Source organism: Agrobacterium vitis (assembly GCF_013337045.2).
GTDB lineage: Bacteria > Pseudomonadota > Alphaproteobacteria > Rhizobiales > Rhizobiaceae > Allorhizobium > Allorhizobium vitis_B.
This window is the reverse complement of sequence record NZ_CP118260.1, coordinates 624699-646525: the sequence shown is the minus strand read 5'-3', so window position 1 is coordinate 646525 and position 21827 is coordinate 624699. Positions and strand designations below refer to the sequence as shown.

At 60.7% G+C, this 21827-nt stretch carries 18 protein-coding genes; 9 read left to right on the top strand and 9 right to left on the bottom strand.

Annotation, left to right across the window (positions count from 1 at the left end; translation table 11 throughout):
- Window positions 1–4: 4 nt before the first annotated feature.
- The 6 genes from G6L01_RS20615 to G6L01_RS20590 all read right to left on the bottom strand — a co-directional run bounded on the left by G6L01_RS20615 (window position 5) and on the right by G6L01_RS20590 (window position 6516).
- Complete coding sequence (locus G6L01_RS20615; RefSeq protein WP_070165446.1) at window positions 5–997, bottom strand: ABC transporter ATP-binding protein; 993 nt, start codon at window positions 995–997, stop codon at window positions 5–7.
- Window positions 994–1992: an ABC transporter ATP-binding protein gene (locus tag G6L01_RS20610; protein WP_070165445.1), complete on the bottom strand. Its 999-nt coding sequence runs from the start codon at window positions 1990–1992 to the stop codon at window positions 994–996. The genes G6L01_RS20615 and G6L01_RS20610 overlap by 4 nt, the downstream gene beginning before the upstream one ends.
- The gene (locus tag G6L01_RS20605) at window positions 1989–2855 is read right to left on the bottom strand and encodes an ABC transporter permease (protein ID WP_070165444.1); all 867 of its coding nucleotides are present in this window, start codon (window positions 2853–2855) and stop codon (window positions 1989–1991) included. The genes G6L01_RS20610 and G6L01_RS20605 overlap by 4 nt, the downstream gene beginning before the upstream one ends.
- Entirely contained in the window at window positions 2852–3802 is a 951-nt protein-coding gene (locus G6L01_RS20600) for an ABC transporter permease (protein ID WP_071207124.1), read from the bottom strand. Before G6L01_RS20600 ends, G6L01_RS20605 begins: the two co-directional genes overlap by 4 nt.
- Window positions 3803–3943: 141 nt before the next feature.
- A complete protein-coding gene (locus tag G6L01_RS20595) occupies window positions 3944–5419 on the bottom strand; it encodes an ABC transporter substrate-binding protein (RefSeq protein WP_070165724.1) in 1476 nt (491 codons plus the stop codon).
- A 194-nt stretch (window positions 5420–5613) separates the two neighbouring features.
- The gene (locus tag G6L01_RS20590; RefSeq protein WP_070165442.1) at window positions 5614–6516 is read right to left on the bottom strand and encodes a LysR family transcriptional regulator; all 903 of its coding nucleotides are present in this window, start codon (window positions 6514–6516) and stop codon (window positions 5614–5616) included.
- Window positions 6517–6911: 395 nt separating this feature from the next.
- Between G6L01_RS20590 and G6L01_RS20585 the strand changes: the two genes are divergently transcribed.
- From G6L01_RS20585 to G6L01_RS20545, 9 genes are all read left to right on the top strand, one after another.
- Entirely contained in the window at window positions 6912–8096 is a 1185-nt protein-coding gene (locus G6L01_RS20585; RefSeq protein ID WP_070165441.1) for a transporter substrate-binding protein, read from the top strand.
- On the top strand, window positions 8093–8698 hold the full coding sequence (locus G6L01_RS20580) for an ANTAR domain-containing response regulator (protein WP_070165440.1): 606 nt from the start codon (window positions 8093–8095) through the stop codon (window positions 8696–8698). The genes G6L01_RS20585 and G6L01_RS20580 overlap by 4 nt, the downstream gene beginning before the upstream one ends.
- Before the next feature lie 31 nt (window positions 8699–8729).
- Window positions 8730–9623 (top strand): proline iminopeptidase-family hydrolase, encoded by an 894-nt coding sequence (locus G6L01_RS20575; RefSeq protein ID WP_070165439.1) that lies wholly within the window; start codon window positions 8730–8732, stop codon window positions 9621–9623.
- A 64-nt stretch (window positions 9624–9687) separates the two neighbouring features.
- Window positions 9688–11385, top strand: a complete 1698-nt coding sequence (locus tag G6L01_RS20570) for an ABC transporter substrate-binding protein (protein ID WP_071205802.1) — start codon at window positions 9688–9690, stop codon at window positions 11383–11385.
- Window positions 11386–11636: 251 nt separating this feature from the next.
- Window positions 11637–12668: an ABC transporter permease gene (locus G6L01_RS20565; RefSeq protein WP_420359837.1), complete on the top strand. Its 1032-nt coding sequence runs from the start codon at window positions 11637–11639 to the stop codon at window positions 12666–12668.
- 11 nt (window positions 12669–12679) lie between these two features.
- A complete protein-coding gene (locus G6L01_RS20560) occupies window positions 12680–13651 on the top strand; it encodes an ABC transporter permease (RefSeq protein ID WP_070165437.1) in 972 nt (323 codons plus the stop codon).
- Between the two features lie 2 nt (window positions 13652–13653).
- Entirely contained in the window at window positions 13654–14679 is a 1026-nt protein-coding gene (locus tag G6L01_RS20555) for an ABC transporter ATP-binding protein (RefSeq protein WP_070165436.1), read from the top strand.
- Window positions 14676–15662, top strand: coding sequence for an ABC transporter ATP-binding protein (locus G6L01_RS20550; protein WP_070165435.1), 987 nt, complete (start codon window positions 14676–14678; stop codon window positions 15660–15662). Before G6L01_RS20555 ends, G6L01_RS20550 begins: the two co-directional genes overlap by 4 nt.
- A 17-nt stretch (window positions 15663–15679) precedes the next feature.
- Window positions 15680–16624 carry an acetamidase/formamidase family protein gene (locus G6L01_RS20545; RefSeq protein ID WP_070165434.1) on the top strand — a complete coding sequence of 315 codons (945 nt, stop codon included), beginning with the start codon at window positions 15680–15682 and terminating at the stop codon, window positions 16622–16624.
- A gap of 48 nt (window positions 16625–16672) precedes the next feature.
- Here the strand turns inward: G6L01_RS20545 and G6L01_RS20540 are convergent, their stop codons facing one another.
- The 3 genes from G6L01_RS20540 to G6L01_RS20530 form a co-directional block, all read right to left on the bottom strand.
- Window positions 16673–18484, bottom strand: a complete 1812-nt coding sequence (locus G6L01_RS20540; RefSeq protein ID WP_070165433.1) for an acyl-CoA dehydrogenase family protein — start codon at window positions 18482–18484, stop codon at window positions 16673–16675.
- Between the two features lie 77 nt (window positions 18485–18561).
- Window positions 18562–20250, bottom strand: a complete 1689-nt coding sequence (locus G6L01_RS20535; RefSeq protein WP_070165432.1) for an acyl-CoA dehydrogenase family protein — start codon at window positions 20248–20250, stop codon at window positions 18562–18564.
- Window positions 20247–21827 carry a PfaD family polyunsaturated fatty acid/polyketide biosynthesis protein gene (locus G6L01_RS20530; RefSeq protein ID WP_070165431.1) on the bottom strand — a complete coding sequence of 527 codons (1581 nt, stop codon included), beginning with the start codon at window positions 21825–21827 and terminating at the stop codon, window positions 20247–20249. Before G6L01_RS20530 ends, G6L01_RS20535 begins: the two co-directional genes overlap by 4 nt.

Here is a 21827-nt window from a genome sequence, read left to right as displayed (position 1 = left end):
GTCTTTATCGGATGAAGCTATCGGTCCCTGCCATCACCTCGGCACGATGGCAGGCCGCCTCACGTCCGGGCATGATCTCCCGCAGCACTGGCGGCTCAATGGTGCAACGTGTCTGCGCCAGCGGACAGCGCGCACGGAACGCGCAGCCGATATCGGGATCGCCGCTGATATCAGGCAGAGGGGCAGGCTTTTGCGGCCTGCCGAAACGGTGAACGCTTGGCTCGGCATCAGCCAGAATTTTCGTATAGGGATGCAGGGGCTGCTCGAAAACCGCATGGGCCGGTCCCTGCTCCACCAGCCTGCCGCGATACATCACCCCGACCCGATCAGCGATACAATCCACCACCGCCAGATTATGGGTGATGAACAGAAAGCTGACGCCGCGTATGCGGCGCAGATCCGTCAATAGGTTGAGAACCTGCCCCTGGACAGAGAGATCGAGCGCCGAGACCGCCTCATCGGCCACCACAAGTTTTGGTTCGGTGATCAAGGCGCGGGCAATGGCGATGCGCTGGCGCTGGCCGCCGGAAAACTCATGCGGATAGCGTTGTGCATGACCTGCCTGCAAGCCGACGCTTTCCAGCATGGCGGCGACTTTGTCGCGGATTGCTATCTTGCCAGGTTTTGGCGTCAGCACATGCAAGGGTTCGGCGATGATCCGCCCGATGGTCTGGCGTGGATCAAGCGAGCCGAACGGGTCCTGAAACACCATCTGGAAGGCCTGCCGCTTACGCTTCAGCGCTTCTGGCGACAGCGAAAACAGATCGTCGCCATCAAACAGGACATGGCCTGATGTCGGACGATCAAGCGCCATCACCAGCCGGGCTAGGGTGGATTTGCCGCAGCCGCTTTCGCCGACAATGCCATAGATCTCACCGCGCCCAATCGTCAGCGAAACCTCGTCCAGCGCCCGGCTGTTATGCGGCTTCCCGAACAGCGGACGGCTGGTATAGTCGCGGGCAAGCATGCGGATATCGAGAAGGCTGGTGTCGGTCATCCGCGGATCTCCCCTTGCTCAGCGCGCAGACAGCGCACGCCGCGATCCTCCCCATGCCTCGACCAGCCCGGCGCAGTGAGACGACATTCCGTCATCACATCAGGACAACGGTCGGAAAAACAGCAGCCTTCCGGCAGCTGTGCAAACCCTGGAACCGTGCCGGGAATGGTGGCAAGCCTGCCTTGCTCGCCGTCCTTTCCAGGCACCCGCTTAGGCACCGCGGATAGCAGGCCGCGCGTATAGGGATTGAGCGGAGAGGTCAGAACATCGCGGGTCGGGCCTTCCTCCATCCGCCTTCCGGCATAGAGAACCAGGGTTCGGTCGCACATGCGGGCGATGACGCCGAGATCGTGGCTGACGAGGATCAGCGCCATCCGGTATTCGCGCACGAGATCATCGAGAATATCCAGCACTTCGGCCTGAACCGTCACATCGAGCGCCGTGGTCGGCTCGTCGGCGATCATCAGTGCCGGTTTCAAGGCCAGCGCGATGGCGATGCCGACCCGCTGGCGCTGGCCGCCGGACATTTCATGCGGGTAGGTCACGGCCCGCCGCTTGGCATCGGGAATACGGACCTGATCGAGAAGCTCCACCGCCTCGCGGCGCGCCTGCCGCCAGCTGAGACCGCGATGCCAGACCAGGCCTTCGGCAATCTGGTCGCCAACGGTCATCGCCGGATTAAGCGCTGTCAACGGCTCCTGGAAGATCATGCCGATCCGGTTGCCACGGATCTTGCACAGCCGGTCTTCGCTAGCGCTCAACAAGTCCTCTCCGTCCAGCAGGATCTGGCCAGTCGGGCGCGCAACGCGGGGCAAAAGTCCGATGACCGCCAGCGATGCCAGTGATTTTCCAGAGCCACTTTCACCGACAATACCAAGCGTTTCTCCAGCCCGCAGATCAAAACTCAGGTCATCGATAATGGGTGTGGAACGGCCATCGGGGAGATCCACCGAAATGGACAGATCGCGGATGGAGAGCAACGGTTGTTCGCTCATGAGCGCCCCTTTTCACGCGGGTCGAGAAGATCGCGCAGTCCATCGCCCAGCATATTGAAGCCAAGCACGGTGAGCGCGATGGCGAGGCCTGGCAGGATGGCAAGCCAGGGCGCGGCAGCCAGATAGGTCTGGGAATCAGCCAGCATCCGCCCCCAGGTGGGGGCTGGTGGCGGCATGCCGAGCCCCAGAAAGCTCAAGCCCGCCTCGGTCAGAATGGCCAGGCCAAGCTGGATGGCAACCTGCACGATGATCTGGCTGGCAATATTGGGAAGAACATGTTCGACGGTGATCAACACCTGACCCTTGCCTGCGGCGCGTGCCGCCAGCACATAATCCCGCGACCAGACCTGAAGGGCCGCGCTGGCGGTGACGCGGGCAAAAACCGGCACCATGAACACCGCGATGGCGATAATGGCGGTAAACCGCCCCGTGCCGAGCAGAGCGCCGAGCATCATGGCCGACAGGATCGGCGGAATGGCGAAGATCACATCATTGATCCGCATGGTCAGCGCCTCGACCATGCCGCGCCGCGCCGCAACCGTAACGCCGAACAGCGTGCCGACGCCCGCCCCAAGCACCACCGCCGCCAAGGCGGTCGACAGGGAGTTCCAGGCGCCGACCATCAGCATGGAGGTCAGGTCGCGGCCAAGCTGGTCGGTTCCCAGCAAGCCATGCACCAGCGGCGGCTTCAGCTTGTAGACGATCTGCATGCGGGTCGGCGGCAGCGGTGTCCAGACCAGCGACAGAAGGGCAATCGCCACCAGCAGGATGATAATCAGCCCGCCGATCAGCAATGTCGGGCGAAGAAAGAGACGGGTGAGCCGTCTGGTAGACGGTTTTGAGGTTGTCACGGTCGTGGTCATTTGCCCCTGCCCCGCAATCTTGGGTCCAGCACGAGATAAGAGAGATCGACAAGGAAATTCATGATGATGACCAGGCCTGCGAAGAACAGGACGACATCCTGCATGACGATGATGTCGCGCTGGTTCAGCGCCTGATAGGCAAGCCGCCCCAGCCCCGGCAGGTTGAAGACATTTTCAATCAGGATGGCCCCGGCGATCAGGAAGGTGAATTGCAGGCCAAGAATGGTCATGACCGGCACCAGCGCATTCGGTACCGCATGACGCCACAAAGCCGCCCGCCGTGTCAGGCCCTTGGCGCGGGCGGTGCGGACGAAATCCTCGTTCATCACGTCAAGCACCGCCGAGCGGGTGACTCGGGTCAATACGCCTGCCTGTGGCAGCGCCAGTGCGACGGCTGGCAGGGTCAGCGACAGCAGTGCCGGGCCAAACCCTGCCTGCCATCCGGCAAAGCCTCCAGCCGGCATCCAGCCAAGACCGATGGAAAAGCCAAGCACCAGCAACAGGCCGACCCAGAAGCCCGGAACGGCGATGAACAGTTGCGACAGAAAGCCAGCCGTATAATCGAAACCGCTATTGCGGCGGGAGGCCGAAGCGACACCCATCGGGATGGCGATTGCCATGGACAGAAGGATCGCCATCACCGCCAAAGGCAGCGTGACGGTCAGGCGCTCGCCGATCAGGCCAGCCACCGGCACGCCATAGGTATAGGACTGACCCAAATCCCCTGTCAGGGCGCCTGCCAACCAGTGCAGATAGCGGATCGCCAGCGGTTGATCGAGGCCAAGCTCATGGCGCAGCGCCGCCAGCGTATCGGGGCTTGCCGAGGTGCCGAGCATGACGGCGGCGGGATCGCCGGGCAGCACATCCATCAGGATAAAAATCAGGATGGACACGGCAGCCAGTGTCAGGACAAGGCCGCCCAGCCGCCTGAGAATAAGGGCAAGCATCTCTGGTTTTCCTTCCGCACGGATTTTTGGGGACCGGCTCCGTGCAAGGACGAAGCAGTCAATCCCACGTGCACTTGTATCAGGCCAATGTGCCTTCACATCGGGAGGGCGATGACCGTTTCAGGTCATCGCCGATCAGGATCAATCCTCCCAATGCACATCCGTCAGAACATTGGCGGGGATCGGTTCGTTCTCCCACAAGCCCTTGATCTTCTTGTTCCACACACCAAGCTTCGGCATCACGAACAGGTAGAGCGCTGGCACATCCTCGGCAAGAATCTGCTGCGCCTGACCGTAAAGCGTGGCCTGGGCCGCCGGATCGGATGTGGCCTGGATTTTCTTGATCGTCTCGTTGAAGACCGGGTTCTTATAGTTGAAATAATAGGGGTCGCGGGCATAGATATCGATATCAACAGGCTCGGCATGAGCAACAATGGTCATGTCGTAATCCGTACCCTTGAACACATCCGAGACCCATTTTCCGGGAAACTCTGTGGGTTCTATCGTCATCGTCACGCCGATTTCGGCCAGCATGGCCTGCATGATTTCGGCGCTGCGCGGCGCATAGGTCATTTGCGGGGTCTTGATGGTGAAGCTGAACCCATTCGGATAGCCAGCTTCCTCCAGAAGCGCCTTAGCCTTTTCCGGGTTATAGGGCAGGACCTTGGTTGTATCGATATAGCCCGGATCGTTCGGCGTATAATGGCTGCCGATCACAGTGCCGTAGCCGGACCACGCGCCTTCCACCAGCGTCGAACGATCAATCGCCATCATCAGCGCCTGGCGCACGCGCTTGTCGTTGAACGGCTTGCGGGTGTTGTTCATGCCCGCCACGACCTTCAACTCGGTATTGCCGATAACAGTCGCAAGCTTGGCGTCGTCCTTGAAACTGTCCATCAGTTCCGGCGCGCTGAACTCTGGAAAGGCATCGACGCCGCCGGATTTCAGAGCCGCCGCCTGGGCCTGGGCATCGGGAATGAAGCGGAACACCACCTTGTCGAGGCCAAGCTTCACCTGCTTGTTCCAGTAATCAGGGTTGGCGGCAAGCTCCACCCGGTCGCCCTTGGCCCAGCTGACGAATTTGAATGGGCCGGTGCCGATGGGATTGGTCTTGTCGTCAGCAGCAGTTTTCGGGGCAACCATCACGGAGGCGGGCCAGCCCAGCCAGTAGAGCAGCGAGCCCGCCGGTTCCTTCAGCTTCAAGACCAGCGTTGCCTTATCTGGCGTCTCGATGCTGTCGATGGCACTGAAAAACCGTTTCTGTCCATTGGTCGAGTCCGGGCCACGCGCCCGGTCGAGCGTGAATTTCGCCACGGAGGAATCGAATGCCTCGCCATCGTGGAAGGTCACGCCCTCCTGGAGCTTGAACGTATAGGTGAGACCGTCGGGGGAGATCTCCCAGCTTTTCGCCAGTTGCGGGACGATCTTGCCGTCACGGTCGATAGCAACCAGCCCTTCGAAAATATTCTGCCAGGTCACCTGGCCGATTGCCACAGGGGCTGCCACCGTCGGATCAAGCCCGGTCGGCTCGATATTCATGCCGAGTGTCAGCGTCCTCTGGGCCGCCGTCGCCAGGCCGGGGCCGACAAGCGACACTGTCGTCGCCGCCAGCGTCATCAACGCGATGCAACGCAAAGTGCCCGGCTTGAAAAAGCGTGCATGAACCATCGTCAAATTCCCCTTCGTGAACGCTCGTTTTTCCGTGTTTACCACGGGTGGCGTCATTGCCGAAAATATTGTCATTTCGCAAGCAACCACACAATGCGGTTTTTTGTGTTCTGCGTGGAGCGCAAAACGCTACACGCAATTCTTCATTTCCCCATCTGCTCGCGCATGAACCGCTCAACCGCATCCACCAGCTTGGAAGCAGCAAACGACAATTGCCGGTCACCGGCGACGCACAGATCGATGGGTGTGCGGATACCCGCCCCACCGGCAATCGGGATAACCACCAGCTCGCCGGACCGGCGCTCACGCGCCACCGTCTGGGCTGGCAGCAGCGTCAGGGCTGCACCGCGCAACACCAGTTCACGCTGCATTTCCAGCGAGCCGGTCACGAAGACCGGATCAAGCTCCAGACCGGCCTTGGAAAACCAAGCATCGAAGGCGCGGCGCGCACCAAAGGACCCATCCGGCACCGCCAGTGGAAAGCGGGCAAGCTCGGTGACGGTCATTTCCACCAGGCGCGCGGCCGGATGGTGGCTGGCAGCGATGACATCATAAATGATTTGCGCCCGTGCCCGCACCCTTATACCCGGATCAGGCTCTGAAAACAGGGTAACGGCCATGTCCGCCTTGGCGCTCGACAAGGCCTCCATCGCCTGACCGGCGCTGGAAATGGTCACCGAAAACCGAATATTGGGATAGACCAGACTGAAATCGGCCAGTGTAGGTGCCAGCAGATTGGCCACCGTCGCACCGTTTGCGTGGATAGTGACATGGCCGCGCTTCAAGCCCTGGAGATCGTCGATCAACTGGTGAACATGGTTCAACTCGCGCAATGTCTTGCCCGCTCTTGCCGCCAGCAACTCCCCCGCCGCCGTCAACTGGATGCCCCGGCTCGACCGCTCGATCAGCACCGTACCGAAATAATGCTCCAGCTGGTCGATCTGTCGGGCAAAGGCGGTCGGCTGCACGTTCAGACGCTCGGCAGCCGCCCGCATCGATCTGGTTCGCACCAGTTCATCGAAATAGATCAGCGCTTTTATGTGCATGCCCGTCCATCCCCGCCCCAGCAGAATCGCCAGATGTCTCCACGCCTTCCAAGTCCTGCCTGGGGTGGTGATTTTCCCATATCGGCTCTATCGCTCCCGTTAAGCGTACTCGTTGCAGAAGATACAAGCGCGCAACCATTAAAGCCTATTAAATGGGCGAAAATTCCTGTTGACTATATTTTAACCTGGGCATAGCCTGCAAGTGAACTTCCGACAATCCCATACGGATTTAGGGATAAACTGGCGACAGGACAAAGTTTATCGTCCTTGCCGTCAAGCACATGGCTTTGATGCCGCAGGCAAACACGCCCCGCTACTCGTCTTCACGGACGGGCCGGGGCTTTTTTTATGCGCGATTTCTCCCCTAGGAAAGACCGCAAGACCAGAGAGACTGCATGACAAGGATGACCGTTCCGATTTCGATCCTGTTCTCGACCACCGGGCCTTATGCGGCACTTGGCCGGGAAGCCGTGGATGGGGCGATGGCGGCCATTGCGCAGATCAATGCCGATACGGCATTTGCTGTTCAAATCGAGGCGAAACTGGCCGATCCCGGCGGCAATGCCGAGCGCTATGGATTGATGGCGGAAGCGGCCACCCGCGATGATGGCTGCAAACATATCATCGGCGCCATCACCTCCTGGAGCCGCAAGGAAATCCTGCCGGTGGTCGAACGCTCCGGCGCCCTGCTCTGGTATGCCTTTCCTTATGAAGGCTATGAGGCCAGCGACAGCGCGCTTTATCTGGGTGCCTGTCCCAACCAGCACCTTCTGCCGTTGTTTGCGCATATCCTGCCACGGTTCGGGCGGCGGCCTTTCATTGTCGGGTCCAATTATATCTGGGGGTGGGAAGTCAGCCGGATCGCCCGGGAACTCACCGAGGCCAGCGGCGGCCAGGTCGTCGCGGACCGTTATATGCCGCTCGGCTCGACCCAGGTCGATCACCTGATTGCCGAAATTCGCCAGAAACGACCCGATTTCATCCTGAGCAATCTCGTCGGCCAATCGGCAGCCGCCTTTCTAGCCGCCTATGACGCCCTGCGGCGCGAAGACCCAGATTTTGCCCCGGAACACTGTCCTGTCACCGCCTGCAATCTCTGCGAAACGGATCTCGCCGTTCTGGAGCCATCCGCCCGGATTGGCCATATCACCACCTCTGTCTATTTCCAGGGACTGGAGAGCGCGGAAAATCAGGAGTTCAAGGCAGGAATCGCACGGCGTCACGGTCAGGACCGCCGCCTGACCACGCCTTTCGTTTCTGCCTATACCGCTGTGATGGTTCTGGCGCAGGCCATTGCCGATGTGGGCAGCGACATGCCGGAGGCCGTGCGCCATGCCGCCACGAACCGGCTATTTCGCACCCCGCTTGGGCCATTGAAAATCGACCCCCGCACCCAGCACGCCGCGCTTCGTCCGCATATCGCACTTTCGGACCAGGATGGTTCCTTCACGCTGTTTCAGAGTGCAGCGGCACCCATTGAGGCTGATCCCTATCTGGTGCGCAGCCAACCAAAGCGAATGGAAGACACTCCACCCGCCCCTAAACCCCAGACGTCACCATCGCTGAAGGTGATCAAATGAAGCGGCCCGAACGTCCCCTGCTTGCCAATTGGCATGCGATCATCCTGCATCGCCCGCATCCTTCCGTCGATGCGCTGCAACGCCAGCTCGAACTCCTGCATATCCGGGTGACGATTGCCTGGCCGCAACTGGACGAGAGCCATGCCGGGGCCGACATCGTGTTTTTCGATGCCGATATGGGTCATGACGGTCAGTTTCCCTGGCCAGCCGGATTTGCGCCGATGCCGATGATCGCACTGATCGGCTCGGAAACCCCTGGGCGGATCGAGTGGGCGCTGTCGCAAGGCTCCAATGCCCATCTCCTAAAACCGGTCGGCTCCACCGGTGCCTATAGCGCCTTGTTGATCGCCGCCCATGCCTATCAGGCAGCCCGCAGCCAGGCCGATGACATCCGCAGCCTGGAAAACCGGGTCCGGCAGCGACCGGTCGTGGTGCATGCCGTGCTGGAATTGCTGCGGCAGGGCGCCTGCACCGAGGCCGAGGCCTGGCGCAGATTGCGCATGGTGGCGATGGACTGGGGCATGACAATCGAGGATGCCGCCGAGGCCATCTGCCGCAATGACCGGCATATCGGCGAGTTTCCCATCCCGAAATCCAACTGAAACAGAATTGCAGTCCATAAGGAGTTTTTGCGTGTCGACTATTGAAGGTTTCGCCCCCTACGGCGAGTATCAGACCTGGTATCGGATCACCGGCGATATCACCTCCGGCAAGCCGCCATTGATCGTGGCTCATGGCGGTCCCGGCTGCACCCATGACTATGTCGACAGTTTCAAGGACATTGCCGCAACGGGCCGCGCCGTCGTACATTACGACCAGGTCGGCAATGGCAAATCCACCCATCTGCCCGATAAGGGCGGCGACTTCTGGACGGTGGCGTTCTTCAAGGCGGAACTGCACAACCTGATCGACCATCTCGGCATTCGCGGCGCCTATTGCCTGCTCGGCCAATCCTGGGGTGGCATGCTCGGCGCGGAATTTGCCGTGGACCAGCCCGAAGGGCTGAAAGCCCTGGTGATCGCCAATTCGCCAGCCTCGCTGCGCACCTGGGTCTCAGAAGCAAACCGGCTGCGTGAAGCGCTGCCCGCTGATGTGCAGGCGACATTGCTGGCCCACGAACAGGCGGAAACCACCGACAGCGACGACTATATGAAGGCAACCGATGTCTTCAACCAGCGCCATGTCTGCCGCGTCGTGCCGATGCCAGCAGAAGTGCAGCGCACCTTTGATGCGATTGCCGCCGATCCGACCGTTTATCACACCATGAACGGCCCCAATGAATTCCATGTCATCGGCACCATGAAGGACTGGACAATCGAGGGCAGGCTCTCGACCATCGCTGTCCCGACCCTGCTGATTTCCGGTCGGTTCGATGAGGCGACCGAAGCCTGCGTGCAGCCCTTCGCCGATGAGATCCCCGATGTGCGCTGGCGGATTTTCGAACAGTCCAGCCACATGCCGCATGTGGAAGAGCGCGACGCCTGCATGGCGGAAGTCAGCGCCTTCCTCGACCAGAAAGCTCCCTGATAACGGCCCCGACAAGAGCCGCCACAATCAACCGACCCAATAAGAACCAGAGGGAATGAACTCCATGACCAGATCGACCAAAGCCTTGTCCTGCAAGGCAGGCACATTTCTCGCAACCTGCCTTCTCGCCCAGACAGCACTTTCCGGTATCTCCTATGCGCAGGACCGGGCGGCGCTGATGGCCCAGCATCGCGGTGGCACGATGACGTTGGCCGCCGTTTCCGCAGCCGGTACCATCGACCCCGCCATCAACTATACCGGTCAATATTGGCAGGTACTTCAGATGACCAATGACGGCTTGGTCAAGTTCAAGCAGGCCGCTGGCACCGAGGGCTTCAAGATCGTGCCTGATGTGGCAGAGGCCATTCCCGAGCCGCAGGACGATGGCAAGACCTATGTGTTCAAGATCCGCAAGGGCATCATGTTCTCGACCGGCCAGGAATTGAAGCCGTCGGATGTGGCCGCCTCTTTCCAGCGTATCTTCAAGGTCAATGGTCCAACCACCGGCAGCTTTTACAACGGCATCGTCGGGGCCGACAAATGCATTGCCGATGCAGCAAACTGCACGCTTGAAGGCGGCGTGATTGCCGATGACGCGGCGGGCACCGTGACCATTCACTTGACCCAGGCGGATTCGGAATTCTTCGACAAGATGGCCGTGCCGCATGCCAGCATCCTGCCCGCCGACACGCCCGCCAAGGACGCTGGCACCACGCCGCTTCCCGCCACCGGCCCCTATATGATTGCCAGCTACAACCCCAATGAAAAAATGGTGTTGAAGCGCAATCCGCATTTCAAGGAATGGAGCGTCGATGCGCAGCCCGATGGCTACGCCGAAGAAATCGTCTACCAGTTCGGCATGACCGAGGAAGCCACGATCAACGCCATCCAGAACGGCCAGGTCGACTGGATGTTCGACACGCCGCCCGCCGATCGCCTGCCGGAACTGGGCTCGAAATATGCCAAGCAGATGCATATCGATCCGCTAGCTGCCTTCTGGTACCTGCCGATGAACACCAATCTGGCGCCATTCAACAATATCAAGGTGCGCCAGGCGGTAAACTATGCACTGGACCGCGACGCATTGGTCGGCCTGTTCGGCGGCGATGCGCTGGCCTCCCCGACCTGCCAAATCCTCCCGCCTGACTTCCCCGGCTATGCTCCCAACTGCCTTTACACCAAGAACCCCGGCGAAAGCTGGAGCGAGCCTGATATGGACAAGGCCAAGGCACTGATCAAGGAAAGCGGCACCGCTGGCCAGAAGGTAACGATCATTGCCGAGGATAATGCCGTTGGTCGCGGCATTGGCACCTATGTGCAGAGCCTGTTGAACGAGCTGGGTTATGACGCCTCGCTGAAGGCGATCTCGCCGAATATCGAGTTCACCTATATCCAGAATACGAATAACAACGTCCAGATCAGTGTCACGCAGTGGTACATGGATTATCCGGCAGCCTCGGACTTCATCAACGTTCTGCTGTCTTGCGACAGCATCCATCCGGGCAGCGATTCCTCCATCAACATCGCCGGTTACTGCAACAAGGAACTGGACAAGCAGATGCAGGACACGATGGCATTGTCCATCAAGGACCCCAAAGCAGCTGACGCCAATTGGGCCAAAATCGACAAAGCCTTCATGGAACAGGCACCGCTTGCACCGCTGTTCACGCCAAAGAGCGTCAACTTCACTTCGGCGCGGCTCGGCAATTACCTGTTCAACAAGCAGAACCGCTGGGTGATCTCGCAATCCTGGGTGAAATGAGCCGACACATCAGGGGCGGCGCGTGAAAAGCCCCTCCCCACCCTCCCCACAAAGGGGAGGGAGACCGTAAACATCAGCGACATCCCACTGATATATCAAACAAACAGTCATGCGGGATGACGAGATCGGCGGCACATTCAACATACCCCTCCCCCTTTGTGGGGAGGGTTGGGGAGGGGGCGTTCCCCCTCTCCATCGCCCCCCATGACCGAGCTTGAAGAGAAGCGCAGATGAACTATGTGTCGGAAGGCATGGCCAGCCCTGCCCAATCCAATCGAGAGCCTGAACCGCAGCCCCCCAGAAAAGCGGGTGGCGCCAGCCCGTGGCACCGCGCCTGGCGGTTGCTTCGAAGGGATAAATCGGCCATCGCGGCGGCTTTCGTGCTGCTGGTCATCATCGCCTCCAGCCTCGCCGCCCCGCTCTATGCCTCGATGGTATCGGGTACCGACCCGTTCCGCTCCAACCTCAGCGGCAGGGTGACAATCGACGGTCAGCGGGTGAAGGTCATGCAGGCGTCGACTGAAGGCCTTGGCCTCGGCGTTACCCCCATCGGGCCGACCCTCAAAGGCCCATACTTGCTTGGGGCCGACAGCCAGGGCCGCGATGTTGCTGCCCGCCTGCTCTATGGCGGACGCAATTCGCTGCTGATATCCGCATCATCAACCTTGATCTGTCTGGTGCTGGCCGCAATCGTCGGGATTTCGGCTGGCTTCTTTGGCGGTGTCACCGATATGGTGCTCTCGCGCATTCTCGACATTCTCTGGGCATTCCCGGTCTATCTTCTGGCCATTTCGCTGTCCATCGTGCTGATTTCGCAGGGCATTACCATCGGCCCTATCGAGATCAATTCCAGCAGCCTGCTGCTGCCCATCGGCATTATCGGCATTATCTACGTGCCTTACGTGGCGCGTCCGGTGCGCGGTCGGGTACTCTCGCTCAAAAACAGCGAATTCGTGCTGGCCGCCATCGGCCTTGGCATTCCCAAATGGCGTATCCTGATCAAGGACATCTTGCCGAATGTCTCGACAACACTGATCGTCTTCATTCCGCTGATGATGGCGCTGAACATCATCACCGAATCCTCGCTGTCCTTCCTCTCCATCGGCGTACAGGCCCCGGATGCCAGCTGGGGCACGATCATCCAGGATGGCCAGGGCCTGCTTTACACCCGTCCGCTGGTGGCCCTGGCGCCGGGCGTTGCCATCGTGCTCTGCGTGCTGGCGCTCAACGTGCTGGGTGACAGCGTGCGCGATGCGCTCGACCCGCGCACAAAAGTGATTTGAGGAGCCACCCGATGATTTATGCCCTCATTCAACGTTTCGCCCAGATGATCTTCGTGCTGTTTGGCATTTCGGCGCTGGTGTTCCTGATCTTTTTCGCCACGCCCGGCGCCGATCCTGCCGCCCGTATTGCCGGACGTAATGCCTCGCCGGAAACCGTGCAGGCGATCCGCAAGGAATTCGGCTTCGACCGGCCGCTGCCGGTGCAATATGGCATCATGATGAAACGGCTGTTCATTACCCAAGATCTCGCCTCCTTCGTCAATCGCGGCATGAAAGTCGTGCCGCAAGTGACGGCTGCTGCCCCCGTCACCCTGTCGCTGGTGTTCGGCGCCGCTGTGCTCTGGGTGATCGGCGGCATCGCGGTCGGCGTCATTGCCGCCATGGCCCGCGATACGGCACTGGATCGCGGATTGATGGTGCTGGCGCTGATCGGGGTTTCCATGCCGGTCTACTGGCTGGGCGAGGTGATGAACCTCATTTCCCAGCACCGCTTCCACGACACGATCTTCTTCTCCTGGGTGCCATCGCTTGGCTACAAGCCGTTTTTCAGCGACCCTGCAGGCTGGTTCAAGACACTGATTATCCCATGGTGTACACTGGCCGCCCTTTATATCGGCATCTATGGCCGGGTGCTGCGGGCAACGCTGGTCGAATCCTATCAGGAGGATTTCATCCGCACCGCCCGCGCCAAGGGCCTCAGCCCATCGCGGGTCATGCTGCACCATGCGCTGCGCACCTCACTCATTCCATTCGTCACCATGTTCGGGCTGGATTTTGGTGCGCTGGTCGGCGGCTCGGCGCTGCTGACGGAAGTGGTGTTCGGGCTGAACGGCGTCGGACGCCTGACCTATCAGGCCCTGCTCAATCTCGACCTGCCGATGATCCTCGGCACTGTCATCTACGCCTCCTTCTTCGTCGTCATCGCCAATGCCCTGGTTGATGTCGTCTATGTGCTGATCGATCCGCGCGTGCGGGGAAGCTGAAAATGACCCAGACCGAAAAACCCCTGTTGCTTGATGTCAACGGCCTCAGCGTCTCCTTCGCCACCGATCGCGGCTATGTGCGGGCCGTGCGCGATGTGTCCTTTAGCGTGCGCGAAGGTGAAATCCTGTCTGTCGTCGGTGAATCCGGCTCCGGCAAATCAGTGACCCTCTTGTCGCTGCTCGGCCTGCATGACCGCAAGACCACGCGGGTGGACGGCACTGTCACCTTTCGCGGCCAGCGCATTCTGGAGATGTCGGCAAGCCAGATGCGGCGCATTCGCGGCAAGCAGATCGGCCTGATTTCCCAGGACCCGATGACGGCGCTGAACCCGGTGAAATCAGTGGGCTGGCAGATCGCCGAACAGATCCGCGCCCATGAGCCGATCTCGGCACGGGCGGCAAGGCTGCGGGCCATTGAACTGTTGGGCGAAGTCGGCCTGTCCAATCCGGGCGAGGCCGTAGACCGCTATCCGCATCAACTGTCCGGCGGCATGCGCCAGCGCGTCGTCATCGCCATGGCGCTGTCCTGTAGCCCGGCGCTGCTGGTGGCCGATGAGCCGACAACGGCGCTGGATGTGACCGTCCAGGCACAGGTTCTCGACCTGTTGATCCGCTTGCGCAAGGATTTCGGCTCGGCGATCATTCTCATCACCCATGACATGGGCGTGGTCGCCGAAGTCGCCGACCGGGTGGCGGTGATGTATGCGGGCCGCATTGTTGAACGCGGCACCACCGACCAGATCTTCTCGACACCGATGCATCCCTATAGCTGGGGCCTGATGGCCTCGATCCCGCCTTTGACCGGACCACGCCTGAAGCGGCTGAAATCCATTCCCGGCATGCCACCCACGCCAGACAGCCTGACGGAGGGCTGTGGATTTGCACCGCGATGTATGTTTGCGCGGGAGGGCTGCGCGGCACATCCGCCGTTGCGGCGCATGGGAGAGCAATCGGCACTCTGCGTGCTGGACGGGCCGGAACGTGAAGCCTTTCGCCAAGACATCCTGCCACTGGAGACCCTGGCATGAGCGAGACATCTCACACCACGCCCCTGCTCTCGACACAGGATCTCACCAAGAGTTTCACTGTCGGCAAGACCATGCGTCCCGGCTCCGGCAAACTGCTGCGCGCCGTCGAAGGCATCAGCCTCGACGTTTATCCCACAGAGACCCTGGGGCTTGTCGGCGAATCCGGCTCCGGCAAATCGACGCTCGGACGCTGCCTGACACGGCTCTATGATGTCAGCGGTGGATCGCTGACCTTTGACGGACAAGACATTACCAAGGTGGACGGCAAGGCGCTGAAATCGGTGCGGCGCAAGATGCAGATGATCTTCCAGGACCCCTCCGCCTCGCTCAATCCGCGCCGCAAGGTGCGCGATGTGCTGAGCGAAGTGCTGAAGGTCCATAAGATCCGCGAGGGTGGCGCTATCGAGGACCGGTTGGCCGAGCTGATGGATCTCGTCGGGCTCCGGCGTGAATATCTGGACCGCTATCCGCATGAATTTTCCGGCGGCCAGCGCCAGCGGATCGGCATTGCCCGGGCCTTGGCGGTCGAGCCGAAGATGATTGTCGCCGACGAGCCGGTGTCGGCGCTCGATGTGTCGGTGCAGGCGCAGATCGTCAACCTGTTCAGTGAGTTGCGCGAAAAACTCGACCTCACCTATGTGTTCATTGCACATGATCTGGCCGTGGTGCGGCAGGTCTCAACGCGGGTGGCGGTGATGTATCTCGGCTCCATCGTCGAGATCGGCGACACGGATGCGCTCTATGCCAATCCCAGCCATCCCTACACGCAGGCGCTGCTGTCGGCCATTCCGCAGCCGCATAAGCGTGACAAGCGCGAACGCATCCTGCTGACGGGCGAGATTCCAAGCCCGCTCAATCCGCCCGGCGGCTGCAAGTTTTCCACCCGCTGTCCTTATGCAAAGGATATCTGCCGCGACCTGCGGCCACCGCTGACGCCTGCCTCGGCAGAGCGCAAGGTCGCCTGTCATTTTCCGCTGGATTGAAGAAAAGGGAGCCCGCCATGTGCATCGCCTGCACCCACACCATCCACCGCGCCCAGCATCACTTCGGCTGGGACAGGGATTTCAAACCGGCGCTGGTCGCAAAACCAGGCGAAACAATCCTGTTTGAATGCATGGATGCCTCCGGCGGCCAGCTCAGCGCCGATGCAACGCCTGCGAGCCTTGCGACCCTGGATTTTGCCGGGATCAACCCGGTTTCCGGCCCGGTTTATATCGAGGGCGCCATGCCCGGCGATGTGGTCAAGGTCTCCATCCGCAAGTTTCATCCCTCCGGTCTCGGCTGGACCGCCAATATTCCGGGCTTTGGCCTGCTGGCCGATCAGTTCAAGGACCCGGCCCTGCATATCTGGCACTATGATGCGGTGTCCATGGCCCCTGCCCTATACGGCCCAGGCGGCAAAGTGCCGCTAAAACCCTTCGCCGGAACCATCGGGCTTGCGCCAGCCGATCCCGGTCCGCATTCGGTCGTGCCACCGCGCCGAGTTGGCGGCAATCTCGATATCCGCGATCTCGCGGCGGGCGTGACGCTTTATTTGCCGGTTGAGGTCGAGGGCGGATTGTTTTCGGTCGGTGACACCCATGCTGCGCAAGGCGATGGCGAAGTGTGCGGCACCGCCATCGAAAGCCGGATGGATGTGGAACTGACACTGGATCTGGTGAAGGGCATGGCCCTGCAAAGCCCGCGCTTCACCGTCACCGAACCCGTCACCCGGCACCTGGACGGCGCGGGCTATGAGGTAACGACAGGCATTGGGCCTGACCTGATGACCGGCGCCCGCGAGGCGGTGATGCGGATGGTCGATCTTCTGGCCGCCGAGCATGGCATGGCACCGGTCGATGCCTATATGCTTTGCTCGGTCTGCGGCGATCTCAGAATCAGCGAAGTGGTCGATATGCCGAACTGGGTGGTGAGCTTTTATTTCCCCCGGATCGTTTTTGCCTGATGGCATGACGAAGGCCGCATACGCAGCCTTCGTCAATGTCTTCGCGTATCAGCTATTGGTCAGCAGCTTGCCGCCCTGTTCCATGCTTTCACGGCTTCCCGCATATTCGAAGGGGAAGACCGAGAACGCCCGGTTGGACTGGTAGAGATCACCGATCACCTCGATCAGGCCGGACACGTCTTCCGGCTCCGGCAGGAACTCGGTCGGGTACATCCAGTGCATGATCCGCTTCAGGCAATAGCCAAGCCAGCCCGATCCATCCGGTAGAGAAGCAGGCATGCCACCGGCATTGGCCACGGCAAACTGGATGCAGCAGGCGGCGGCATTCAGGCTGCAATAGCGGTCCGTCAATGCATAGAAATTGGCGCTGTTGGAAAATCCACGACCGAGTCTCGCCTGAGCCTCGCGCCGGGCCTGATCCAGCTTGACGACCTCATCCATCACGCTCACTGCCAGCGCATATTCGCTCTCTGACACCAGCGGCTTCAACTCACGCAGTGCATCGGGAAGGCCCGCCAGACTGATATCATCGCCATTGCCGGAGAGGCCGAGCTTGCTCCAACGCGGCGGCCCAATCGGACGGCGGATATCGTAGATATCATCCAGCAATGCCCGGCGCGCTGCATCGAACGGCTGTTCACGAGCGGCCAGCGCCTTGCCAAGTGCCAGTTCCATCTGGCTGCCAACGACGCGCATATTCACATAGCTATTGCCATCGACAAAGCCGGTCATGCCGATATCGCGCAGCAATTTCTGGAAGACGCCGTGGCCGAAGCCATCGCGCATGTAGAAGCGCGCGCCGATCACGGTTGCCAGGCTTTGCAGCGATTGCTCCAGCCGCTTCGGCACCAGATATTTGGAAATCGAGGAATAGAGGAAAAGCTGGCGGGGCAGGCAATGCACCAGCCGGGTGGCGGAAGCGACCATGATTTCCGAAATCATCAGATCGGTATAGGCATCGGCGATCTGGCGACGGCTGACCGGCAATTCGATCACCTTCTGGTTGCCATAGAGGCTTCGATTGGCAGCAAAGCCATAGGCCAGCCGCAAGCCGGTATCGACGGCGCCGAGGCACATGGCGGCCACGCCAAGCCGCAGGGATTGCTGGCTTTTCAGCGACACTTCCAACCCCGCGCCTTCGCGGCCAAGCACCTGACCAACCGGCACCTTGGCATCTTCGTAGCGCACCCCGCCCAGCGGCAGGCCGCGCACGCCATAAAGACGCTCATTGGGCAGAACCCGGTAATTCTTGCGCTCAAGATGACTACGATCGACGATCAGCATGGTGTGAGAAACCGGCGAAATCGCCTCGTCGGTGCGGGCATGGACGATCATCGCACCAGCACGGTCGGCAAAACCAATCGGCCATTTTTCGCCATTGACGCGGTAGAACTCACCATCCTTGATCGCCGTTGTCTCGTTGGTCAGAAGGTCGCTGCCATGGCGGCCTTCGCTCAACCCCCAGGAAATCGAGCCACCAGAGGCGACGAAGCGGCCATATTCGCGGATCTGCTCTTCCGTGCCGCAGGTGACAATTGCCAGATAGCCGATGAAGGGCAGGATGGCGATGGTTGCCAGCGTCATATCACGGCGGGCAATGGCCCGGTACATTTGCAGGGATTCCGGATAGGAAAACATCATGCCGCCAGCGCCTTCCGGCACCAGCCACTGGCTGATGCTTTCGCCCACCAGCGCATCATAGGGACGAGCGGGAAACCGCTCTGCTTCATCATCGGCCATGATCTGCGCGAAGGAGGCCGGTGCTGCCGTATCCCACGGATCGCCCATGGCCAGATCCAGCTGCCGCAATGTCGCCAGGACCTCGGCAGACCCTTTTTTCTTCACCTCGGGAAATAGCATCTGAAACTCCTGATCAAAATGTCTTGCATGGCCCTGTCGAGACCACCTGAAAAAACTAGAAAAATATTCGACCACCGCTAAACCGCAGCGTGCCGCCTTCCATCGTCGTAAACCTCTTCAGCGGGCCCCATAGCGTCAGCGAGACTATGCCAGGCCGCCTGGTAGAACTGATCTTCTCCGCCGAAGGCATAGCGATCACCGGCCAACAGGCGTTGCAGCATGAAGGGCAGAAGCGCATCCCCGCCTTCAGCCAGTGCCGATAGCGCGCAGCAGGACACGGCATAGAGCCTTGCAAATTGCGCCCCGGCATTGACGGCTTCCGGTCGTTCACCCTGGCGCAGGGCCAGCAGTTCAGCCATGCCCTCTTCCAGGCTGGCAAAACGTGCTTCTGCCTCATGCAGCGCGTCCACCACCGCACGATCCTGCTCGGATGCCGCCTTGGCAAAGCGGTCAGCAAGCCCGGGCAACAGATCCGTCAATGGCTCGCCTGCCCTGTTCAGCATCGGCACTTTGGCAAGCACCATGGCCGGGCAAGGCGACGACGGTGACAGCTCCGCCTGCAATTGCGAAAACAGCGCATCGGCAAGACCCGGCTCCAGTTTGGAGCGGCGCTTCGTTAGACTGGGCAATTGATTGGCCAGCATGCCGAGATTAACCTGCGGATTGATATCCATATATTGCGCCACTTCACCGTCGCGTCGCAATTTCTGAAGGATCGCCGAGACCGGCTCCTCCGCCAGCACAGACCGGGCACCCAGGGCTGCCATCAGGCTGGTGAAAATCCGGCTGCTGAATTCCTGAGCGATCTGCTTGGCCACCGCCGCCGCCACCGGAAAATGCTGAGGACGGAAAGACGCGAAGCGGGCCGCAGCCTTTGCGACACTGTCCATGATCCGGTAATCGGCATAGGCACCCGCCAGTAGGAAATGCTGGTGCGGATGGCCACCATTCGCCTGTTTGGCTATCTCGCCATAGGTCAACCGCAAGGCGCTTTCGCAGGGGCCGAGCATGGCACCAATCGACAGAAGCTTGATGACGGATTCGGCGCGAAACACCAGTTCGATGCCTTCGCCCTCGCCGCCCACCCGGTTTGCAGCATTGACACAGGCCACGTCGATATCGACATCGGCGACATCAATGCCGCGCATGCCGGACAGCTCTGCGCGCGGATGCGGCAGGGTGGATTCCCATTGTGGCTGCCGGTCGATCAGAAACAGCGAGAAGGCCGCCGGTCCGCCTGCACCCGTCTTGGCCATAACCATCAAGGCCCGCGCCTTTTCGGCCTGACCAACCAGCCATTTGCGGCCATTGATCACATACCAGTCACCCTGACGTTCCGCCTTTGTCTGGTTGTTGATCAGATCGCTGCGAATGCCGGGTTCGTTGACGGCAAGGGCAATGCTGTTGCCCGCGAGCAGCCAGTCCGAAAAGATCTTGCGCTGCGCCTCGGTGCCAGCCAGATCGAGCACGGTGATGGCCCCGATGGAATACATCAGCCGGGGCATAAGCGATGGATTACGACCCGCCAGAAGGCGCGCCATTTCAAGCACCGCTTCCAGATCCACCAATTCCCCGCCCGTATTCCAATGGGCTGGAATAATCTGCCGGATAAAGCCGGACTCGACCAGTGCCGTTGCCTGAAGGTCGAGACTATCGCCGTCAAGATCAGCCTTCACGGCAGTGGCGAAGGAAAAGGGGTGGTCGTCTTCAAGCGGATCGCCCAACAGCGTCCGCAACCGGTTAAGATAGGAGGCAGATGTTGTCATAGCGGCGCAATCTCATAGGACATCGGATGGGGGAAGCGAACACCGGCCATGGCCAACCAATGCAACCGCGTCTCAAAGGCCGCGCCCTGCAACAGATGGGTGGCGACATCCACCACTCGGCGTCCCTCCGGCTGTTCCAGATAGGTGCCAGCCGTCCATTCGTTGAAGTCACCAATCGCCGGACCGCTCCAGATTTGGTAGTCGATCTGGCGGCCCTCTTCCCCGGCATTGGCCCAATGGGATGCCTTGCCGAGATAGGCGCGAAACACCAGCGCCATCTTGCGCTTCGGATCGGCCTCTGCCTCCGTGACCTGTTTGGGGTCGCGGCCGACAAAATAATCCGCCGTCATCCGCCAGACATCGGCAAGGCTCTGCTTGAACAGTTTCTGCTCCAGCTCTTGCACCACCGGTTCCGGCAGAGCATCCAGACTGTCATAGCGGCGATAGAGATCGTAGAGCATCTTGGCGCGGCTGGCGAACAGCGTGCCGCGCTTCAAGACCTGCAACTCCACCCCCAGCTCGAACATGTCGGCGGCGGGTGCCATCGTGGTATCGGCAAAGCCGCATTTGGCCAGAAGGGCGCGCACCGAAGGCGATGAGCCGGATTCCTGGCACGCCTGGTTGACCGAACCAGTCACCACATAGGCGGCACCCGTTGCAAAGGCAGCGGCGATTGCCTTGGGCGAGCCAAGCCCCCCGCCGACACCGATGCGGATCGGCTTGGCATAACCATTCTTCTCAGCCACTTTCTGCGCCTGCCGCAGCAGGATCGGCAGCAGCACGACCAGCGGCCTGCGGTCGGTATGCCCACCGGAATCGGCTTCAGCGGTAATGTCGTCGGCAATCGGCACCTGGGCCGCCAATGCGGCCTGTTCCTCGCTGATCACACCCTGGGCCAGCAGCTTTTTCAAGATGTTTTCCGGCGCTGGCTCCATAAAGACCGAGGCCACTTCCGAGCGAGAGACCTTGGCGATCAGCCGATGGCCGATATCGATGCTGCCATCCTCGCGGCGGCGAAGGCCAAGCGCCCGGTAGCGCACCAGTGCAGGCGTCAACCCCATGAAGGCGGAGGCTTCGACAATGGTGACACCATAGCGCAGCAGAATATCGATCAGGCCGTTTTCCATGGCCGGTTCACTGGGGCTATGGATAAGATTGACCGAAAACGGCGCACCCTGAAGCGCCGAGGTAATCTTGGCCAGCGCCTGATCGACCTGCTCCAGCCGGACCCCGCCCGCACCGTAGCTTGCCAGAAACCCCTGCTGCGCCAGCGCAATCACCAGGTCCGGCGAGGCGATGCCATTGGCCATCGCGCCTGCCATATAGGGGAAGCTGAGATCGTAGCGGGCCAGAAAATCCGGGTCCCCCAGCGCACTTGGCGCCAGGGCTGGGTAGCGGCAGACCACTTTGAAACCGGCTTCCAGCGGCTCCAGTTCCGAGGTCACCCCAAGCCGGGTGCCATCGCTGACCACCGCGCCGGGCTGATCCAATTTCTGCAATTGCCGACGGATTGACGGGGTATCCCAGACAATAGCAGGCGTTGCGGAGGCGTCTTCAAATCGTGCATTGATCGTCAT